The 21,027-nt window shown below is 29.5% G+C and carries 19 protein-coding genes and 1 pseudogene; 12 read left to right on the top strand and 8 right to left on the bottom strand.

Annotated features, from left to right (window positions below):
- Both TZ01_RS09785 and TZ01_RS07740 read left to right on the top strand, forming a co-directional pair.
- Positions 1-277, top strand: a pseudogene (locus TZ01_RS09785) (transposase); the annotation flags it as partial.
- A 38-nt stretch (positions 278-315) separates the two neighbouring features.
- Positions 316-981 (top strand): hypothetical protein, encoded by a 666-nt coding sequence (locus TZ01_RS07740; RefSeq protein ID WP_048102254.1) that lies wholly within the window; start codon positions 316-318, stop codon positions 979-981.
- On the opposite strand, the gene TZ01_RS07735 is transcribed toward TZ01_RS07740, so the two are convergent.
- Both TZ01_RS07735 and TZ01_RS07730 read right to left on the bottom strand, forming a co-directional pair.
- Complete coding sequence (locus TZ01_RS07735) at positions 978-2,054, bottom strand: glycosyltransferase family 2 protein (protein ID WP_197065870.1); 1,077 nt, start codon at positions 2,052-2,054, stop codon at positions 978-980. The two genes, TZ01_RS07740 and TZ01_RS07735, sit on opposite strands and share 4 nt — an antisense overlap.
- A gap of 284 nt (positions 2,055-2,338) precedes the next feature.
- A complete protein-coding gene (locus TZ01_RS07730) occupies positions 2,339-2,623 on the bottom strand; it encodes a hypothetical protein (protein ID WP_048102252.1) in 285 nt (94 codons plus the stop codon).
- 79 nt (positions 2,624-2,702) lie between these two features.
- On the opposite strand from TZ01_RS07730, the gene TZ01_RS09620 reads away from it, so the two are divergent.
- Together TZ01_RS09620 and TZ01_RS07725 are read left to right on the top strand one after the other, a co-directional pair.
- Positions 2,703-2,873: a hypothetical protein gene (locus TZ01_RS09620; RefSeq protein ID WP_156150341.1), complete on the top strand. Its 171-nt coding sequence runs from the start codon at positions 2,703-2,705 to the stop codon at positions 2,871-2,873.
- Positions 2,874-2,884: 11 nt separating this feature from the next.
- Entirely contained in the window at positions 2,885-3,475 is a 591-nt protein-coding gene (locus tag TZ01_RS07725; RefSeq protein ID WP_048102250.1) for an FkbM family methyltransferase, read from the top strand.
- Between the two features lie 5 nt (positions 3,476-3,480).
- Here TZ01_RS07725 and TZ01_RS07720 read toward each other — a convergent pair whose 3' ends face one another.
- Positions 3,481-4,542, bottom strand: coding sequence for a glycosyltransferase family 4 protein (locus TZ01_RS07720; protein ID WP_048102249.1), 1,062 nt, complete (start codon positions 4,540-4,542; stop codon positions 3,481-3,483).
- Between the two features lie 713 nt (positions 4,543-5,255).
- Between TZ01_RS07720 and TZ01_RS09870 the strand changes: the two genes are divergently transcribed.
- Together TZ01_RS09870 and TZ01_RS07710 are read left to right on the top strand one after the other, a co-directional pair.
- Positions 5,256-5,519, top strand: a complete 264-nt coding sequence (locus TZ01_RS09870; RefSeq protein ID WP_054963890.1) for a hypothetical protein — start codon at positions 5,256-5,258, stop codon at positions 5,517-5,519.
- Positions 5,520-5,633: 114 nt separating this feature from the next.
- Positions 5,634-6,527 (top strand): NAD-dependent epimerase/dehydratase family protein, encoded by an 894-nt coding sequence (locus TZ01_RS07710; protein WP_048102247.1) that lies wholly within the window; start codon positions 5,634-5,636, stop codon positions 6,525-6,527.
- On the opposite strand, the gene TZ01_RS07705 is transcribed toward TZ01_RS07710, so the two are convergent.
- On the bottom strand, positions 6,521-7,309 hold the full coding sequence (locus TZ01_RS07705; RefSeq protein ID WP_055040871.1) for a glycosyltransferase: 789 nt from the start codon (positions 7,307-7,309) through the stop codon (positions 6,521-6,523). The two genes, TZ01_RS07710 and TZ01_RS07705, sit on opposite strands and share 7 nt — an antisense overlap.
- Positions 7,310-7,820: 511 nt before the next feature.
- On the opposite strand from TZ01_RS07705, the gene TZ01_RS07700 reads away from it, so the two are divergent.
- From TZ01_RS07700 to TZ01_RS07680, 5 genes are all read left to right on the top strand, one after another.
- On the top strand, positions 7,821-9,740 hold the full coding sequence (locus TZ01_RS07700) for a DUF2079 domain-containing protein (protein WP_048102246.1): 1,920 nt from the start codon (positions 7,821-7,823) through the stop codon (positions 9,738-9,740).
- Between the two features lie 263 nt (positions 9,741-10,003).
- Positions 10,004-11,614 (top strand): DUF2079 domain-containing protein, encoded by a 1,611-nt coding sequence (locus TZ01_RS07695; protein ID WP_162216769.1) that lies wholly within the window; start codon positions 10,004-10,006, stop codon positions 11,612-11,614.
- A gap of 118 nt (positions 11,615-11,732) precedes the next feature.
- The gene (locus TZ01_RS07690; protein ID WP_048102243.1) at positions 11,733-12,398 is read left to right on the top strand and encodes a hypothetical protein; all 666 of its coding nucleotides are present in this window, start codon (positions 11,733-11,735) and stop codon (positions 12,396-12,398) included.
- A gap of 64 nt (positions 12,399-12,462) precedes the next feature.
- The gene (locus TZ01_RS07685) at positions 12,463-13,938 is read left to right on the top strand and encodes a cytosine permease (RefSeq protein WP_048102242.1); all 1,476 of its coding nucleotides are present in this window, start codon (positions 12,463-12,465) and stop codon (positions 13,936-13,938) included.
- Positions 13,914-14,558, top strand: a complete 645-nt coding sequence (locus tag TZ01_RS07680) for a hypothetical protein (RefSeq protein WP_048102241.1) — start codon at positions 13,914-13,916, stop codon at positions 14,556-14,558. Before TZ01_RS07685 ends, TZ01_RS07680 begins: the two co-directional genes overlap by 25 nt.
- Positions 14,559-14,899: 341 nt before the next feature.
- On the opposite strand, the gene TZ01_RS07675 is transcribed toward TZ01_RS07680, so the two are convergent.
- The 4 genes from TZ01_RS07675 to TZ01_RS09240 all read right to left on the bottom strand — a co-directional run bounded on the left by TZ01_RS07675 (position 14,900) and on the right by TZ01_RS09240 (position 19,518).
- The gene (locus TZ01_RS07675; protein WP_048102240.1) at positions 14,900-15,970 is read right to left on the bottom strand and encodes a glycosyltransferase; all 1,071 of its coding nucleotides are present in this window, start codon (positions 15,968-15,970) and stop codon (positions 14,900-14,902) included.
- Between the two features lie 133 nt (positions 15,971-16,103).
- Entirely contained in the window at positions 16,104-17,006 is a 903-nt protein-coding gene (locus TZ01_RS09245; protein WP_052656850.1) for a glycosyltransferase family 2 protein, read from the bottom strand.
- 56 nt (positions 17,007-17,062) lie between these two features.
- Positions 17,063-18,166: a glycosyltransferase family 4 protein gene (locus TZ01_RS07665; protein ID WP_048102239.1), complete on the bottom strand. Its 1,104-nt coding sequence runs from the start codon at positions 18,164-18,166 to the stop codon at positions 17,063-17,065.
- Positions 18,167-18,219: 53 nt separating this feature from the next.
- A complete protein-coding gene (locus TZ01_RS09240; RefSeq protein ID WP_052656849.1) occupies positions 18,220-19,518 on the bottom strand; it encodes a glycosyltransferase in 1,299 nt (432 codons plus the stop codon).
- Between the two features lie 694 nt (positions 19,519-20,212).
- Here TZ01_RS09240 and TZ01_RS07655 point away from each other — a divergent pair.
- Positions 20,213-21,025 (top strand): isoaspartyl peptidase/L-asparaginase, encoded by an 813-nt coding sequence (locus TZ01_RS07655; protein ID WP_048102238.1) that lies wholly within the window; start codon positions 20,213-20,215, stop codon positions 21,023-21,025.
- Positions 21,026-21,027: the final 2 nt, after the last annotated feature.

The following is a 21,027-nucleotide window of genomic DNA, read 5'->3' as shown; positions in this document are numbered from 1 at the left end:
CAGGAGAAGAGGAATTGTTGAAAATAAATTGACCTATAACAGGAAACTGGGTATAGCATTAAGGAAAAAGGAATCATCAAGGTACAAATTGAGGTGGGAGATAGAAAGGACATTTTCCATTCTTAAGGAAATACTGGGAATGGAGTACATCTGGTATGTTAGGCACAGGAATTATGACATAGCCATAGGAGAAATTATAGTTGCATACAACTGTATTGTAATGGCCAATAAAATAACCGGAAATTCAGGGAGGAAAATAATGTACATAGTGAGTTGACGTATGTTTGGACACCCTAATTTAATACATATAAAATAATGTATTATAGAAATAGTTATAAAAATATTGATGAAAATGGGAATGAAGTGCACTATAATAAATTTATTGAATTTGAAACACCATTGTATTATAAAAATTCTTTTAATACGCCGTTGAATATTATATCACGAATAATAAACATGTCTGGTACCTGCATTAAAAAATCATTTATTAATAAATATTTAGATCCCCTTTCCAAATTGTATATAACAGCCGATAGATTTATCAATGAGCTCCCATACATTGAAGATATTGGAAGTTTTTACGACTCAGAAAAACTTTCATTATATAGAGTTCATCAAAGCGCAACACATTTAGAAACTAAAGATAAAAATGCTTTTATTAACAACCAACTTTGGGTTACCGAGAGAGCAATAAAAGACCATAAATTTTTACTTGAATTCGAAAAAAATACTAAAATGGAACTATTAATGAAATATTATCTTCTCATCTTACTAAACCATTTATATTTAATAAAAAAAGGAGCAAAAAGGCCTAAATTTAAGGAATACCTATATTTATTAAGGTATGCTAATAAATTTGAATTACGTTTTGATTATATAGAAATAATTATGGGGCTTTTAGGATTTTTTGGATATAAATTCCGTTTTTGGTGTATATATAATTTTAATAATCTTTTAAATAAACGGAGCCACATCCATTAAATTTGTTCTTTTGTTTTATATTTTCTATATTTTTTAAAATTTTTTTGAGCAGACAATATATAATATAAGTTAGTCAGGTTAACACGTTCTAGGGTTTGAAGTGCCTTTTTATCATCAACCTTTCTAAGCTTATTAATAACTTTTCTCTTTGCTATGATTTTATTATAATTTTTAATTATATAGAAATAAGCCTTTATTTTTATTATAAAATCTTTCTTCCCGGAATATACTAAAGAAAATAATGTATTTACAATTTGTAATATGGTATATGGAATGGCATTTTTAATCTGTGTCTTTGTCTGGTAGTTTTTTATATAAAATATAATGGAATTTTTAGTGGCATGGAATAATAGCATGTCTGATATATTAGTGCCATAATTTTTCTTAACACCGGTTAATCTGCCTATATGATATACAACTGCATCATATACATATCCCACTTCAAATCCAGAAAGCCACACCCTTGCTGCAAGGTCTCTTATTTCTTCAACCATAAAAAAATCTTCATCGTATCCTCCTATAATTTCATAAACATCCTTTCTAATCATAGGCCATACTCCTATTGGACTGTATATTCTGTTAATTTTGCTGTATAACTGTCCATCCTCAGTGGGGGCTGATTTTTCATGCAGTAGCCCGAAAATTGAAACTATATTTGGATTAGATGTATAACCATAAATGTTAGGTATTTTATTTATGATCCTCCCTTCAGCCAATCCTACATTTTCATTATTCTCAAAAAATTTAACATAATTGAAAATAGAATCCTGATCTAGTACAACGTCGTTATTAAGTAACAGGAATAGCTGACCAGATGCCCTTGCCATTCCAATATTATATCCTTTTGTAAAACCAAGATTTGTTTCATTATGAATTATTATCTTATCCTTATAACTATTCAGGGCACTTACAGCACTTTCAAAACTACCATCCGTGCTATTATTATCAATAAATATTATTTCTAAGTTTTGGTAATGATTATTAATTACACTTTTTATACAATTTTCTATGATACCCTTTCCCTGATAATTTAGTATTATTACACTTACTTTAGGCAAATCTTTTTTTAACACGCATATACATTTATTTTTCTTATTTATATTTATCTTAAATAGAGTGTCCCGGTATTCCCTGATCATGGTCATAATGGAGTTATGGTTAAAATCATTATATAATTATATTATACATATTTTCTGATAATTTATTTATTGCACTTAATAAATATTTTTTCTATAAAACCTTGGTATTAAAGGAATATATGATGTGATTTGTTTTCTTGCAAGTTTTTCATTTCTATACCTCCAGTCATCCAGACACCTTGATATAAAATTATTATTTATTGATTTTTTAGGTATTATTACATCATTTTTTTGTTTTCTAACTCTTTTAAACGACCCTTTTCCTGTATCTGATCGCTATCTAATAATAAGATTTTATCATAAACTGCTTTTTTAATTCCTGTTATCTTTGCTTCAAATTTATTTAAATCCTCAATTATGAGATTTGCATTGTTTATATTGTAATCATTTATATTGCATACTGCAACTATTTTCTTTTCTATTTCAGTGTTTAAATCTAAATTATTAACTAAATTTCTTAATTCTGAAGTTTTATATGCCCTTGTTATAATCGATATTGGCATAATATGTTATATAAATGCAATATAAAAATTATTATATTATTATGGCAAAATTTTTTAAAGAATTAAATATAATCCTTTAATGATTATAGACACTAAAAGTATTTTTAAAGATTTTCCTGAATTTAAATTAGAATTAAAAAGACATGATGATTTTTCTGCATTTTATCAGGTTATTTTAGAAAATACATATAAAGAACTATTTAAAAATATTAAAAGCGGCGATACTATTATAGATGCGGTGCGAATATAGGTGCATTTACTGTGCCAGCGGCGAAATTAATAGGCAATAATGGAATAATAATATCTATAGAACCAAATAAAGAAAATTTTTTAATTCTTAAACATAATATTGAATTAAATAAATTAAAAAATGTGGTATCTGTTAATAGAGCTATTTATAATAAATCGGATGAAGATATAAATGTAAGTGGAGAAGGTGTATTCGCTAAATTGGATAAAAACGGTAATGATAATATTGTAAAAACCATAACGTTAAATGACATTGTGGAAACATATAAAGTATTTCCAAAAATTATGAAAATTGATATAGAAGGCAGTGAAATATATGCCATGCAATCGGCAGAAAAGGCATTAAAATCAATGAAGTATATAGAAATGGAGATACATAATAATATTGCAGATGATGAAGTAAGCCTTGTACTAAATGATTTTAATAAATTTTATAAAAATGCTGAAAATAATAATTATAAGGAAATAATAAAAAAGCATCCATTTTACTTCTTTAATTTAGAACTGCATAATAAATTTAAAACATCATTTAGAATGTTAAAACAAAGAAATAATGTTAATACAGATAATTATCCAAAAATTGGCTATTTTTACAGGAAATAATTAATTCAGTCATTATTTAATAACTTATACCACATTTCAGCTGTTTTATCCCATGTAAAGTCTTCAGCGAATTTTCTGGAATTTTTAATAAATAAATCCTCATTTTTAATAATATACAATATTTTATCCCTAAATTCACTAATATCATTTACCAAAAAACCATTAAAATTATTTTTTATGGTATCTATAACACCGGGAACCCTAAATGCAACAGTGGGTGTTCCTGATGCAGAAGATTCCAGTATAGAATATCCCCAGCCCTCAGTAACTGAGAAATGAAGATTAACCCATGATTCCCTTATTATTTTTGACAATTCATTATAATCTATTTTACCCAAAAAATCAATATTATAATTCTTATTTTTTACATCATCTTTCATTTTATTTAACATTGGCCCGTTTCCGGTTATAACCAATTTTAAATTTTGTATTTTATTATATAATTCCTCATAGACCCTTATTGCATACTCAGGTCTCTTATATTTTCTTAAGCCGCCAAAGTATAATAACTGAACATTTTTTGTTTTCTCCCCGGCATGAAATAAATTTAAATCAACACCGGGAGGTATTCTTACTATATTCTCCTTTTTTATTCCTAAATGAATTAAATCATCTTCTGATGTATCCGATTCTGTCACAAATATATTATTTTTATATATAAACGGATACATTTTCTCAATAAATGTAATTATCTTTGCAAGAAAAATATTTACCTGGCCCGGCAAAGATCTAGCATGCAAATGCCTGAAAAATACTATTACTTTTTTATGGGTAAACCATGGGGAGCACCATGGAATGGCGTGCCCCATATCGTCTATTATTACGTCTGGATCAATTTTTTTAATCATTTTTTTTACATTTAAATGTGCCTTAATATTTCCTTTTATTCTGTATGTTTTTATTCCATCAAAAATTTCATAATTTAATAAATGACCAGAATTTACAGTAACAAGATTTACATCAGCACCTAGTTTTACAAATCTTTTCCCCACCTCATAAATTGTCCTTTCTGCACCTCCTGCCTTTGGATGTTTTATATCACGGTGGGCGAACCATAAAATTTTCATTGATGCCTTATAGCTATTATGTTTATAAAACTCACTTCTAAACGACAAACTTATTTATACAAACATTGGATTACCTTCCATGTCAATTAGGAATAAATAAATTTTAGTTACAGGCGATGCAGGATTCATTGGCTCCAATTTGGTAAACACACTTTGAAGGGAAAACCATGTGTATGCACTTGATGACTTTCAGACAGGGTATGTGCATAATCTAGATAAGTCAATAGGAAAAGTAGAATTCATAAATCATAAAGTCAAAAATCTAAATGACTATCAAATAAATTCTGATTACATATTCCATATTGGAATATATTCATTATCTCCAATGTATAATAACAATCCATATTTTTATGGCAAATGTCATGGATGATTTAATGACAGTATTAGAGTATCCCAAGCTTAAAAGAATGCCCATAGTGCAAGCATCCACATCATCAGTATACAATGGAATAGAGAAACACGGGGGGATGTCATACCTAATGTATCTGATTACTACACTGAGGCAAGAATAGCAATGGAGAAAATAGCTAATTTATACTGTAACCTCTACGATATGAGCGTATCCGGACATGAGGTTCTTCTTAGTGTATGGATAATGAAAGATCAAAGAAAATCTATGCAAATTTAGTATCACAGTACCTCTGGTCAATGCATGACAACATGGTGAGCAGAAGAGGTATTTTGTCTTTATAGAGTATTTAGTAAATGCATTAATGCTTGTGGCAGGTAACAATAAGAAGTTCAATGTGTACAATGTTGGAATAGGAAAGAACTATACATTGAAGGAACTGGTAAGGATAAGAAATAAGCATTTAAACAAAGACATAAAGCCTGAGTACATAGAGAACCCAATGAAGGATACATACGTTTACTACACAAAGGCAGATATAAGGAAGACAGAGAAGATGATAGGCTTTAAGGCGAAGATATCACTGGATAAGGGTATTGACAAACTAACAAAATATTATAATTACTGATATTCTTATTAAAATTTGTTATTTTAGACTATTCTCATTATTATTAAAAGTTATTAGTAGCATAGAAATTTAATTATATACAAAAAAATATATGTAGATTTACAATCCCAATTTATGAAATCTCTGGTAATAGGTGGTTCAGGTTTTATTGGAAGGAACATTATAGAATTATTGAACAAAAAAGGACATTATACCATATCATATGACATAGCAAAAAAAGATAATAATGCAAATGAACACATAATTGGGAATATATCCGATTATGATAAATTAAATAATTCTATGAAAGGTATTGATTACGTTTTTAATCTTGCTGCGGTTACAGCTCCGCCAGAATTTGAGGATATAGATTCACATGGTTATGAAATTAACATAATGGGAACATATAATATACTTAAGGCGGCGTATAAAAATAATGTAAAGAAAGTTATATTAGCATCATCGTCAGCAGTATATGGAAACATAAATGTTCCTGTTAAAGAGGATATGTTGACTGATGCATATCCAAATTTATATGCAGTCACAAAGTATACAAATGAAATAACAGCAAGGTCATTCTCTCTGTTAAGGCATTTGGATTCAGTTTATTTAAGGTATTTTAATACATATGGTCTGGGAGAGAACAGCAAGGGAGCTTATTCAAGCATAATATATAAGTTTATAGAGGATTTAAAAAATAAAAGAAATCCGGTAATATTTGGGGATGGCACACAGAGAAGGGATTTTATTTATATAAAGGACAATGCAAGGGCATCCGTTCTGGCAATGGAGAAAGGTAAAACAGGAGAGGCATACAATATTGGAACAGGAATTTCAACTGATTTTAATACAATATATAAAATAATAAAGGAGGAAATGAATTCTAATATAGAGGCCAAATATGAGAAAAACCCATTTTCTAGCTATCAGATGTTTACACAGGCAGATATAGAGAAGGCAAAAAATGATTTGGGATTCACACCAGAATATGATATAAGATCGGGAGTCCGCGAAATGCTAGGTCAATAAAAATTAAACTTTGATACAACTTTATATAAAAATTTTGGAACATATTCCTTAATTCTTGAATTCATTATTTTAATTGCCAAAATTGTAACAAACATTGGAATTATTGCAGCCTTTATCGGCATATTTGAATTTTTATCATGGTTCCATGTTACAGGGACCTCATTAATTTTGTAACCTGCCCTTTTAACATGGTATAATATAGAAACATCGAATGTCCGGTTTCTTACATATACAGCGGGAAGTATTTTGTCTATAACCTTTTTATTGAAAAACTTTGCACCGCACTGGGTATCTTTAACATGAAGCCTAAAAAGTGCATTTACAAGGAAATTAAAACCCCTGCTGGATATTCTGTTAAATAATGGTTCTTTATTAATCCATTTGCTATTTTTAAGATACCTTGATGCAATGGTACAGCAGTTAGTTTTCATGCTTGAAAGTAAATTTTCAAAATCTTTTGCACTTAAGCTTCCATCTGCATCTACATATCCCATATAGCTATATTTGGCAAGCAAAAATCCCCTTTTAACGGCTCCACCTTTACCTAGCCTCATTAAAGGTTTGTAATAACTTAAATTTTTAATTCCATTTAATAAATTTTCTGTACCATCTTCTCCATCTATTACCACTATAATTTCATATTTTAGACCAGTAGATTCGAGAACAGGTATATATTTATTTAGGCTTTTCATGATCCTATTTTTTTCATGGTAAGCAGGTATAATCAATGATATTCCCTCTTCGCATTTAATAGGATTTGCATTATATTTAAAAGATTCCATTATATCCAAATAGCCAATAAATACTTGTATATAAACATTGGTATAAAAAACCTTGATTTTACAGTATTTGTAAGATAATATTGAAATATTACATAAATCAAATTATGCTATTCTTTTGAATAAATGTAATACCACGAATTGAATTAGATTCTACCATTACCGTTTATTGATAAAAGGAAAAATAGCAATGGTTTAATGTATTATTATAGAAGTTTATTAAAGAACATTAATAATGCTTACAGAAGAAAACATAATTATTATAAGATGTTGATAATAATTTCTCATGAAATGTAAAGATTTTTGTTTAATAATCAATATCCAAGATCAATATAGAAAAAGTTCAATATTAAAAAATGTCAGATAAATCCATAAAAGTGCCAAGAACTTTTAGCTTAAAAATAATCTTTTAGAATATTTAAAAACAATAGATAAGTTATATAGATCATCTCAATAATTTCTTAAAAATAAAAAAATGAAAATTTTTTAATGTCAGTTTAATATAATCATTACAATGGGTATATTTAATTCAAAATTACAACAGAAATGCAAACTGAAAAAGCACATAATTTCACTCGCAATAATTGCCATTGGTATAATATTATATAACTACATATGGGATATTATAACATCTGCAAAGATATATTCATTTGGGGCATCTGTTTTTGACCTTGGTGTTTTTTATCAAAGCCTGTGGATTACCCTCCATGATCCATTAAAGGTTTTTATTTCAAACCTTAAAAATGCCCCAATAAATTTTATGCTCTCTCCATTGTCCCTGGATGATAACATGTTCTTTTTTGTGCATCTGCAAACCCTCTGGCTATCATTGACGGCAATACCGTTATATTTTATATCAATAAAAAAATTAAATTCCAGATTTTTGGGCATACTAATATCATTATCCTTTTTGGCATTCTTTGGGTTAGCAGGTATAAACTGGTTTGATGTTCATAGGCAGTCATTATTTATACCTTTGTTTATATCAGGCTATGCATTATTAATTTATAATAAAAACAGGGGTGCAATAATTTTACTTGTATTATCAGGCCTTGTCAGGTTTCCATATATTATCTTCCCTCTTATATTTGGCCTTTCATATATTATTGAAAATTTTTATTATAAAAATTTTAATTTTAAATCAAATAAGGTGTATTATTATATATTTTTTATTTCACTGATTTTTTTTATAATAGGCATAGTGCATATCGGTTCTGCAGGTTCAGTGATATCAGAGGCGCATGGGAATACAAATTATTTTAATAATTTTAAATCCAGCCTTGATAATAAAATTTTTACGGTATTCCTATTCTTAGCACCCTTTTTTATGCTTCCAGCATTATCAAAGAGATGGTTACTATTAATGCTTCCATTCTTTTTTTTATCCTTCTTCTCAGGATATCCAGATTATGCATTCCCAAATGGCCAGTTTTACCAGTATTACAGCGCAATAATTCCATTTTTATACCTAGGTTTTATTGATGTACTGTCCAATTTAAAATTTAATGATGACCATTTAATAAAAGAAAACATTTTTAGGATAAAAAAATATGTTTCTGCAAAATATAAAATTGTAATTGCCATGTTCATTATAATTATATTACTGGCACTGTTCTATGAGCCCTACGGAATATTTAACAATGATACCCAGGCTAATTTTGACCTTAAGGGAACATTGGATTATAACCTTACAGAATATCACGACCTTAAAAATGTTGTTAACCTAATACCCGGAAATGCCCCATATATAATCTATCAGAATAGCATGCCAGAGGTTAGCTTTAGGGATCCAATGGCGCAAACTAGCTATGTTTGTTATATTCCAGATAACCATACATTTTACATTAATAATCAATGGACAAAAAACATTAATTATGTTGTAATAGATCCAAATTCCTGGTTTTGGTTTGCTAATAACGGTGCAAACAACAGCATTTACTCTGCATTTAATTATTATATTTTAAGTGGTGATTACAGGGTTAAGGCCGAAGATAATAATGTTGTGCTTCTTGAAAAAAATTATAACGGAAAGCCAGTTATTTATGATCCAGACAATTATGTAAATGCTTATAAAACTCCTCTAAAAATTAATAATACAAGCGGAAGCACATTTTTAGCAAATTACATTTCGTTACAGCCCGGAAATTATACACTTAGTTTATGTGTGTATACCAATAACATATCAGAGCAAAATTATATTGAATTAAATCTTACATATTTATATGAGTTTAATCATAAAAGCTGGACAAAAGTTCCACTATTTAATATAAGCTCTGAAAACATTAAAGTTAAAAATACGTTTGAAGACATAAAATTTAATTTAAATATACCAGTGGAAATGGCAGGTGTCAATCTATACATAAATAAATATAATGGAACAAATTATTTTGAAATAAAATCAATAAAAATGCATCAGGATAATTATATAGTGTAATATCTTTAATGTAAATTCAAATAGCCCTTTACTATCCTTAATTTACGTCCATATTTATGTATTTCCTTATCAGCCATTACTCATTTATATCCATTGCTATGACATAATTAGTCTTGATAATGAATCATTGCTTGGAAATGCACCTATGTTTTAGTCCTTCTCTTTAAATTTAATACATTCTTTTTGATGTACAAATTAAATATTAAGATCTAATGAAATTGAACGGACATAATTTTATATTTAAATTTACATACACAATTTATATGAACGGGATTTTTAACAATCAACATTTAGTTCTTAAGCGCAGGAAGTTCGATAAGAACCTAATTATAACTTTAATAACAGGAATTATATTTTCTGTAATATTCTCGGCATATTCCATTTATAAATATTATTCACTTGATGCATCTGCATATGACCTGGGCCTTCATTCAAATATATTATGGAATGCAATTCATGGAGAATCATTTTATACCGGGCTTTTGGGAGGTAATTTTTTAGCTGAACATTTTGCACCATTTGAATATCTGCAGCTTCCATTATATTATTTATATCCAAGCCCGGTTTCCCTGCTTTTATTCCAGGACATATTCCTTGCAATCTCTGTAATACCATTATATGAGATTCTTAAATTCCTTTTAAAGAATAAAATAAAAAATGATTTTCTTTATTCGATAATAATTTTCATAACATTGTTTTCGTATGAACTATCACCGTTTACTGCAAGCATTTACTCCTTTGATTTTCATAACATGGCATTTCTTCCATTCTTCATTTTTATGGCTATATATGCATATCTTTACAATAAAAAGATATTAAATATTGCAATGTTGATATTTATAGTTACACTTCATTCAAATTTTGTTTACATTTCACTAATGATTATTCTTTTTGAAATGGTATACAGCAGGAAATATAAGAATCTAAATTTAATGTTTTCAGAAATAAGACCTAAATGGTTATTATTGGTATTATTTATTTTATTTACATTAACAGGATTTGCCTATATTGAGTTTGCAGGAATAATGAAGGGAATTATTTCAGGACATGTATCATCTGTCACACTAACCACCGGCGAATCAGGAACTGTTCCCGGCGGATTAATGGGCATGGTCAGGGCATTATTCACAGACCCGGCATATTTATTTTCGTTTATATCCGCAAATTACATGCTCAAAATTTCATATTTAGTTTTATTATTTGCAACAACCGGTTTCATGCCGTTGTATTTTCCTGAAATATTAATAATAGGTCTTCCTTATTTTGGGTATGCATTTACATCTTCATATGGATCATATTACACATTGGGATACCAGTATGCCGCAATGATATATCCTGTTATGTTCTTGGGCATTGCCTTTGGAATCTCAAAAATTATTGATAATTTAAATTCAAATAATAAGAACAGGTTAACGCCAAAAAAAATATATAATTATTATAAAAGCCATGGACAGAACAACATTATAAAGGTGATAATAGTTATATTAATAATTGGATTAATTCTTGGCCTTGTATATAATCCACTGGTTCCATATGATTCAATGGCACCAAATGATATATCTGGAATACACATGACGCCTGATACAAGATTCCTATTGAATGAGAGAAAGTATATACCTGAAAATTCAACAATACTCGTTGAGAACAATTTAATGCCCTTATTTTCTGATTATAAGAATGTTTACTCACCACCGTTTTCCCCACTGCCCAACTATACAGAATTTGACTATATAATATACATGAACAATACCTTCTGGGCGGATACAGGTGGGAACAACAGTTTAATTTACATAGCAACATATCTGCTTGACCATGGTTATATAACGCCATATGCAGAGTACAATAATCAGGTAATAATCCTTAAAAAGGCTTAAAATAAATCAATGGTATTTTTATAGTATAAACAAAGATAAAATATGTATTATTTCATAATTTTACCATGATATTCCGAAAGTTTATTTATTCAAATATTAATTACATGATGGTGTTTTCTTGATAAGAATTGGCGTGATTGTTCCTGCCGATAATGATACTGTTCTTGAAGACTTAAAAATTGGCCTGAATAATAAATATGAGATAATTGACTACAGAATGGAGGAAACCGGGACCAATGGATATCCTGAAAATTGTTATGAAGAGAATAAATTCATTGATGATTTAAACAATGCCGGAAATTATTTTAAAAGAAATAATGTAAAATACATTGTTTACGGCCGTGGATATGGCACATATAATGATATGGGCAGGGAATCAATAAAGGCAATTCTTAAAAAGTATGCAGAGGGTGTTTTGCTCCCAACTGATCTTATAATGCATAGAATTATTGATTCAAATGTAAATACTATTTCAATTGTTTTACCATATACAAGGGAAAGAGGGATAACAGATATAAAGATGTTTGATGAAAAAAATATAAAAGTTGAGCATGATTTTTATTTAAACACAGATGACGGAAAAATAATCTCAGGCATTGATGGTGATAGGTTATGCAATTTATTTAAAGAAAATTCGGATTTGATAAAAAATAGCAAAATCATAGTAATACAGTGCACCGCACTTCATACTGCGGATATAATTGAAAAACTAAAATTATTGGCCGGCACTGAGGTATTATCATCAAATTCGGTCATAATTGATTATTTAAGCCAAAAAATTTAAAAATATGCAAATTTATTTAATTAATTCATTAAAAGTTTTAAGTATACATTAACTATATATCACCATGAATAAAGACCATGACAGGTTATTATGGAATCCTGATATAGCCCCGGTAAATAAAAATGTAAAGAACTGGGGATATCTACCGCTTCTTGGTGTTTGGGCAAGCATAGCCGCACCAAACTCCATGCTTGTTGGCAGTGCTGGAATAGTGTTTGGGTTTAATGTTGTCCAGGTTATTTTAATAGCCCTAGGCGGTGACCTAATAACATTGATACCCTTAATTATACAGAGCCATGGCGCTGTTAAGTATGGGCTTGCAGAGCCACAGCTTGACAGGACAAGGTTTGGTATATGGGGCACATACATCCCTTCATGGATCAGGTTCTTTGCCGCCATGGGGTATTTTGGGGTGCAGACATTTCTTGTCACGGAGGCGGTCATGGGATTTGTGCTTGAGATTACTGGAAAGGCATCAATACTTGCAGCTTATAAATCTGTTACACCCTCACTTCTTGTATCTCTATTTCCAGATCTTTTCTGGATTACATTTATATCAATAATTATTGTTCAGACGATAATTCTGATACTTGCAAAACCCATTAGGGGATCGCCATCGCTGAAAATGCTTGGCTATGTAATGCCGTGGGTTTCCATTATTGCATTGACATTCACATTCGTTTACTTTGTATCATTATATCCATCCGCCCTTGTATCGGCACTGCATCAGCCATATGCACCGATATCAATATCCATAATACCAATATTATTGATATTTCTTGTATCAAACATACATGCAACCCAGATTATTAGCTGGCCTGATATGATGAGGTTTGGCACGGATTTCAAGCACATGGTTGTTGGCCAGATAGGCCTTCCTATATTCTATACACTTGTGGTGGCCTATGGTGCAATAATGTCGGCAATAACAGAGGTTTTAACAAACAGTGCAACCTATGATCCGAGCCTTCTAATAATAAGATTCATAACTGTACCGGCAATAGCCATATTCATACTGATCTTCTATTCATTTACAATGCTTAACACAAATATATTCAGCAATGTGGTCCCGCCAATATATGACCTGAACAATACATTTCCATCCAAATTAACATGGTTCAGGGGGACAATAATCATCACGGCGCTGGGAATATTAATAGGTGCATGGTCGCTTTATTTAAAGGGCATTTATGTGTATTTCAGCACGTGGATTTTATTTATATCAGGCCTTCTCGGGCCAATAGCCGGAATTATAGTTGCAGATTATGCAGTATTAAAAAGGTTTAAATTAAATATAGATGATGTTTATAAAAGAAATGGATCATATACGTATTTAAAAGGCTTTAATCCTGTTTCAATAATCACGCTTATAATAACATTCCTCATAGTTTTTGCACCGTTGTATGGAATAAAATATTATATATTTATAATTCTTAAGGATGCCTCGTGGATATCAGGGTTTATCATAGCATTCATATTATATTTAGTATTGAGCATTATCCTGAGGGATAAAAAATGGGAAAAAGCATCGGAATTATAATATCATCGGAGCACCCAAGGTTTGATGAGGAATATAAAAAAACATTCATTAATCTTGGTTATGGAGTAAAAAAATACATCATGGATTTTGTTCCGGGCCATGGCCTTAATGATGATGAAAAAGAATTAATAAAGAACCATATGGAAATTGCAGGCAAATCATTGGCGGATTGCGATGCCATTCTCTACGCAAGATCCTACGGTGCATTTTATGATGATGGCATTAAATATATAAGATCATTTTTTGATATGCCCGTAATATTTTCCACCGAGAGCATCATCAAAAATATCAAAAAATATGGAAATAAAATATATACAATAACACCTTATGCGCAGAAAAGGCATGATCTTGAGATAAGGTGGCTCAACCATTATAAGATCAGGTCATCGGCATCAATGTCCCTTGGCCGTGATGATGGCTATCTTAAATTTATAGAGCCGGATGACCTTAACGAGGCTGTAAAAATTGCAAACAAGTCGTTAAATATTGATGCAATTTATATAGCATGCACATTTATGCCGGGGATATCCGGAAGGAATGTTATTGAGAGGGGTTCAAAAATACCCGTGATTTCCGCCAATGGTGCCATGTTAAATGACTTCCTGGAATTAAATATTTAAAATCATTTTACTCACAATTTATTTGTATGATATTCGGAAATGGATACCTTAATAAACTTATTGTTTTACAAATAACTTGCCCTGTTTTCCTTATATTCCATTAATGGTGTTGCCACAAATCTATTATTTATGGATAATGATGTGTGTTCTATCCTATAATTATAATATTCCATTCCTTTAATTGGAAAAGAATTATATACCATATTCCGTTATTATTGCTTTAGGTTTGCCATATATTTGTATTGATTTTATTAGTCTTATTAATCTCAATAATAAATAGCTCATGAAATGGAAGGATTTTTGTTTAATTATAAATAGCCAAGATCAGTTGAGCAATTAGGTTAATTTATAACATCATTTATAAAATTCAACATGCTTTCTTCAAAATTTTTTTGAGAAAATCTGTTTACAGATTCATGTATATTTTTGGCATCTTCATAATTTATGCCTTTTATAATATCAGGGCATTCGTATATATTTTTATATGAATACCCGAATTTACCCCTTGATACTATATCAATCCAGGGACCACCACTTTCCGGTACAACCGGAATGAGCCCATAGGACATTGCTTCTAAGACCGATATACCGTAATTTTCTTTGGGGTTTAAATGAAGGTAAATTGATGATTTCCTGTATAATTCTATCTTAGTATCATTATCAATATTTGGAATTATATTAACATTATTGGGCTTAACCGATAACAATGATTTATAATACGCTTCCATACCTTTATTTACCGCACCTGCTATTGTAAAGTCATAATTCTTTAGATGCCTGGCTATTTCAAATACATATTCATAATGCTTATCCGGGTGTATCCTTCCAATGCTTATAACCCTATTTTTCTGCTTAATTGAAAGGTCTATATTATGGTTTTCCACGGGAATGTATATTACCCTTGCCTTAGATGGCTTTATGCCAAGTACCGGGAATAGGTTCTTAGCGAGATTTTCTGTATAAATGCTATTATACATAAAATTTGATTTATTATATAATTTATATATGCCAAGAGTTTTAATAATAAATAACATGGTTTTATTTATAATCTGGCCCGTGGAATCAATAATCGGGTCAAGGAAGGAAAAACCATGCATGACGTTTATATTTCCTTTATAAAGGAATACATTTGGATGATTGTTGATTATAAGCTGAAATCCTTTATTATTATCTTTCATAAACCTTTTGGTTTTTAGGGCATAATAATAAAGTTTAAAAAATGGTATATTTTCATAGTATTTATATGGAGTTTTTATTATATTCTCAGCATTAAGGTATGTAGCATATCTATCACTTTCAACAAAGGTTTGGTACTGGTTTTTCACAAGGAAGTTTATAAGTATATTTGCAAATACCTGACCGCCACCGATTCTAGAAAATTCATCAATTACCATAGCCTTTTTTATTTCCATGATTTATAAAGTGATTACATGCATTAATAAATATTTTATATGGTAATAATATAAAATATGAGACTAAATCATTATTAATATATCTTAATGGAGGCCAATATACCTGAAATTTTATGTATAAAAATAAATGCATTTATATGTTTTGATTTCTTTTAAATGCTTTCTTAATAAAAGCTTTTTTAACAATTCCTGGTGATAAACTCATAATCATATATATAATTCCTATTTTATATTCATATGACTGCTTTCTTCCATGCATAAAACTAAAAATAAAACGAAAATAATATGTAAATCCAATCTTAATTTTGCTGTTATAAATTTTCATAAGAAATCTGTTTAAAAGCATATCATTTATTATTATCTTTGATAAATCTGGAAACATTTTTTTATATTCATTTAACTGTTTATAGATCATTTCTGAAACATCATACTGCATTTTTATAAATTCGTCTATATTATTATGCATTTTAACCGAGGTGCTGTTATGTAGCCTGTACATTGTAAATTTTAAATCAGTACTGCATATTCTCGCATTTTTTGATAAGGCGCAGTAAAAAATAAAATTATCTGGGCAGGTTTTTATGCTCCTTAAAAAATTCATATTTATTAATTCTTTCCTTATTGAAATCGACGATAAATTGAATGATAGATTATTTGTATTATATCTTTTAATATCCATCTCATTTGATGTAAAAACTTTTTGAGAGTTGTGTAAATAATTACACAAATTACTAAATTTTTCAAATATAATTGTTAATTTATTATGAGAAAAAAGGTCATCATCATCTAAAAATGAGATTACATCACCCTTTGAAACAGATATCCCCTTGTAGAGAAATTCTCCAATAGTGCCGTCCATTATTATATTTATAATACCATTTGAATTCAGAAAATTATCTATATTTGTATCTGTAAAATTTTTAACAACTATAATCTCATAGTATTTCCTTTCCAGATTTTGGTTTAAAACACTATTTACTGCATCAGTAAGGAATTCCTGTCTGTTATATGCAGTAATTATTACAGAGATAAACATAATTCGTTATAACTCTTATTTACTTAAATTATACTTAAAAATTTTATCTTTATTTATCAATGATTTTGGGATTGATTAAGTTCCTCCATTAAACTGTATATTCCCGGAAGAATCTTATTGCAGTAATAGTCACTTGCCCTTGAGATAACATTCGGTCTTATTTGTTTTATTATGTATTTATTATTTACAAGCCAGCTTAATTTCTGCTTTAATTCATCCTCATTGTTTACAATAAATCCATTCTCACCATCTTTTATCAGCTCATTTGTTGATGGAATGGAAAATGCAACCGGAATGCATCCATAGGACATTGCCTCTAATAGCCCAATGCTGAACCCCTCATTAATGGATGGAAATAATATAATATCCGTTATTTGATAAATTGCCTGCAGCAGATCATTATCCACGTATCCTAAATTAACAACATTTTCTTGGGGATTTTCATCATTATATCCTGCAGTTATGAGCGTTATATTATCAATGTCTTTAATAGTACGTTTTGCTATGTTTAACCCTTTTCTTACAGGATCCCTGCCAACCCAGAGCAGTAAAGTTCTGCCGGAATTTTTGAGCTCATCTATAATATCAAAGTTTTTATTTATTTTATATGGCGGTTCTATGCAGGTATTTATAACATTTATATCATTTCTACCTGTTTTTTCCTTAAAAAACCTTGCTGTATGTTCTGAAACAGAAATTACCATTTGTGATTTTCTGCACGATGCTATTTCAAAAAATCCGTCGATACTATCCAATATATATGATATTATATATTTAATTGAATGGGATTTTGTCCTTAATTTTAAAGTTTCGCTAATGCTCCCGTGCAGGGTCATTAATGTTTTAGCTCCCTTTATAAAAGGAATTAATGAGCCATTATCCCCATTAATATGGATGATATCATAGGCAGATTTGTTTTTATTTACGATAAAATAAAGTTTCAGGTTATAATAAAACTTTGCCAAGCCAATTTTCCAGACAAACTTCGGTATATAAACCTCCATTGGGCTGCAACCATTAATTTTATTTTCACTTGCGTATGCAATTTCAACAATATTTTTATTTGATTTCAAAAAATTTGCAAGTTTGTATATATAAGATTCAACACCTGCACCGTTTTTACCATAAGGGTTCCTGTAACTTATTTCAAGTATTCGCATAAATTAACATAATATATTTATATCTTTAATATTTGTTACATTACAACAATTGTTCATTTATTGAATAAATATTTATCTATTAACCTTGAATGCTCCATGGCAACATTATCCCATACATGTATTTTTATAAATTTTTTCTCCGATTCATTTAATTCTGAAAACCTTGAATCCTTGAGCATATTTAGGGCTGCTGCTGCCATGGAGTTTATATCAAATTCCTTAACCATTTTTACGTTGGAAAAGCCCTTAAAATATGAAAGACCGGGTATATCATATGCAACTACCGGAACACTATATGAAAGTGCTTCTAAGATTACCAGAGAAAAGGAATCGCTATGTGATGGGTATAACAAAAGCATTGATGTTTTAAGTTCTTCCCTTAATTCTTCATCTGGTAAATATCCTTTATATTTTATTTTTTCTGTTAATCCGAGTTTTTTAATCATTGAAAAGAATTCATCTTCCTCATACTTTGTGTTAAATTTTCCAATAACTTCTAGATATACATCAATTCTTTCACTAATTTTTTTGAATATATAAGGTATCTCAAGAAGCCCCTTCATAAAATTCAATCTGGAATAATAAATTATTTTGTTATCTTTTTTTGCAGGTGCCTCTATGTAGCCCATAAACCCACTTGATGGATATAAAACCTCAATTGGTACACGGGCTTTTAAATTTATATTCTTTTTCTGTGATGGATTTAAAAGTGCAATAAACTTTAAGTTTTTATCATAATTTAGCCGGGTTAATTGTTCTTTTATGTAAAAATAGTCATAAACAAATTCTAAATACGGGTAAAAAAAATATTTTCCCATCTTGGCAGATAGGTAAGAAAATGAATAAAAACTGTAAAATAAATGATTGTTAATATCGCCCAGCCCTTGGATGCATATGCCGTAGTTGGAATCTAATAGTTTTGAAAGGTATCTTGTATAATTTAGATAACCGCTTTTAAGTCCGTGGTATAATGCATATAAATAATCCATATTATAAATTGCGTCAACATCAGATTCTTTAATATATTTATCCATTAATTCAAATTTATTTTTTCCATTTTTTTCTATAATTTTATAAAATGCGTCTGTAATTTTCACACCGTTATCCTCAAAAAATTTTGCATTCTCTTTAAGAGTTTTGATCTTATTTTGATTTATATCTGAATATATCACAGGATCTGGAAAATATGTCACATCATATCTTTTTGCAAATCTAACTAATACCTCTTTTTGATGCCTTGACCCGCCGCTGATTTTTTTGGAAAGTATATCTGTACCGGTAACTCCAAGTTTCATTGATGTTGGATATTTATATTTAAACAAAAATCTTCCGTTTAATGAGATATTTATCATGGCCTCTTACAATAATCACTCTCTTTTTTACATTTGATATTCTCAAATGAGTTCCATAATAAATTTATTGCTTTTCATATAACGTATCTTCCTTTTCTTCATATGCCGTTGATGGTGTTACCGCAGGTCCATTATTTATAAACAATGACATATGTCGTTATGGATGGTTTAAACTTAAACATATCTAAAGAGATATTGATGATGTTCAATATTTATTATTTAATATATTCGATATCTTCCATGAGAATATACCATTTGAATACATTGAGATTATCAATTCATCAATGCTTATGGACTTATTATTGTCTCTTATTGCACTGTGGAATTTATTATTTATTTTCTCTGACCTGATAATGGGTAATCATTCCTTATTTTTATTATTAAATTCTATATATTTTTATCAATAATTTTAGTTTTTCTTCCTGTCTTCTATAATTTATTCTTTCCATATTTTAAATAATTGTAATATATTTTATTGATATACCTTACTGAAACATTGTAAATAAATATAATTTAGTTGATGATTCTCCTTTTTCTTTCTGTTTTATTATATATTTTAATTTTTTATTGTTTAACTTTACCTTTTCTTTAATTCTCTTTTCTATATTATAATGCTTATATAGGAAATCAACTCAGGACACGATATTCACAATTTATTTGGATAAATTATTAATTTTTATTATAATATAAGACCATGAAAAATTCGGTATTAATACATGGCGGTGCTGGATCGCCGTCATCAATGAGCATCATTCTAGAGGGCATATTGAATAAAATAGAATATGATGATGACCCATTAAACGTTGCCGTAAATTCGGTTGTTTCAATGGAGGATGATCCGGCATTTAATGCAGGCACGGGGTCAGTCCCAAGGCTTGATGGAACCATACAGATGGATGCTGCTGTCATGTCTGATGGTAATTTTGGATCTGTAATATGCATAGAAAATGTAAAAAACCCTGTTCTTGTTGCACGGGATGTTATGCTTAACTCGCCGCATATAATATTGTCAGGTGACGGTGCCGTAAAATTCGCAAGGTTAATGGGCTATGATTATTATGACCCGCATACAGAGAAATCAAGAAATATGATAAGGAAATTTTATTCTGAGTCCTTTAATGGGAATGTCCCTGCTATATTTAACCGTAAAAAATCTGGTGATACTGTTGGTGCAGTTGCAAGGATAAACAACAAATTTGCCGCTGCAGTTTCAACAGGTGGATCGTTTCCAATGCTCCGTGGGAGGGTTGGTGATTCCCCATTAATAGGTGCTGGCATATATTCCGGACCTAATGGTGCAGTTGTTGCAACCGGCATTGGAGAGGAAATAGCAAAAAAATTATTGAGCTATAAAATTTACTCAAAAATAAAAACGGATTCGCTTGAAAATATTGTTAAAAACGAGGTGAATTCATTTAGGACAAGCTGTGGAATTATAGCCATAACAGATGATGAATACATTGCATACTCAAATACAGACATGGCTTATGCATATAAGGAATTTTAAAA

The sequence above is a fragment of the Acidiplasma sp. MBA-1 genome (assembly GCF_000949015.1).
Classification (GTDB): domain Archaea; phylum Thermoplasmatota; class Thermoplasmata; order Thermoplasmatales; family Thermoplasmataceae; genus Acidiplasma; species Acidiplasma aeolicum.
The sequence above is the reverse complement of the archived record's forward strand: the minus strand, read 5'-3'. Positions and strand labels throughout refer to the sequence as shown.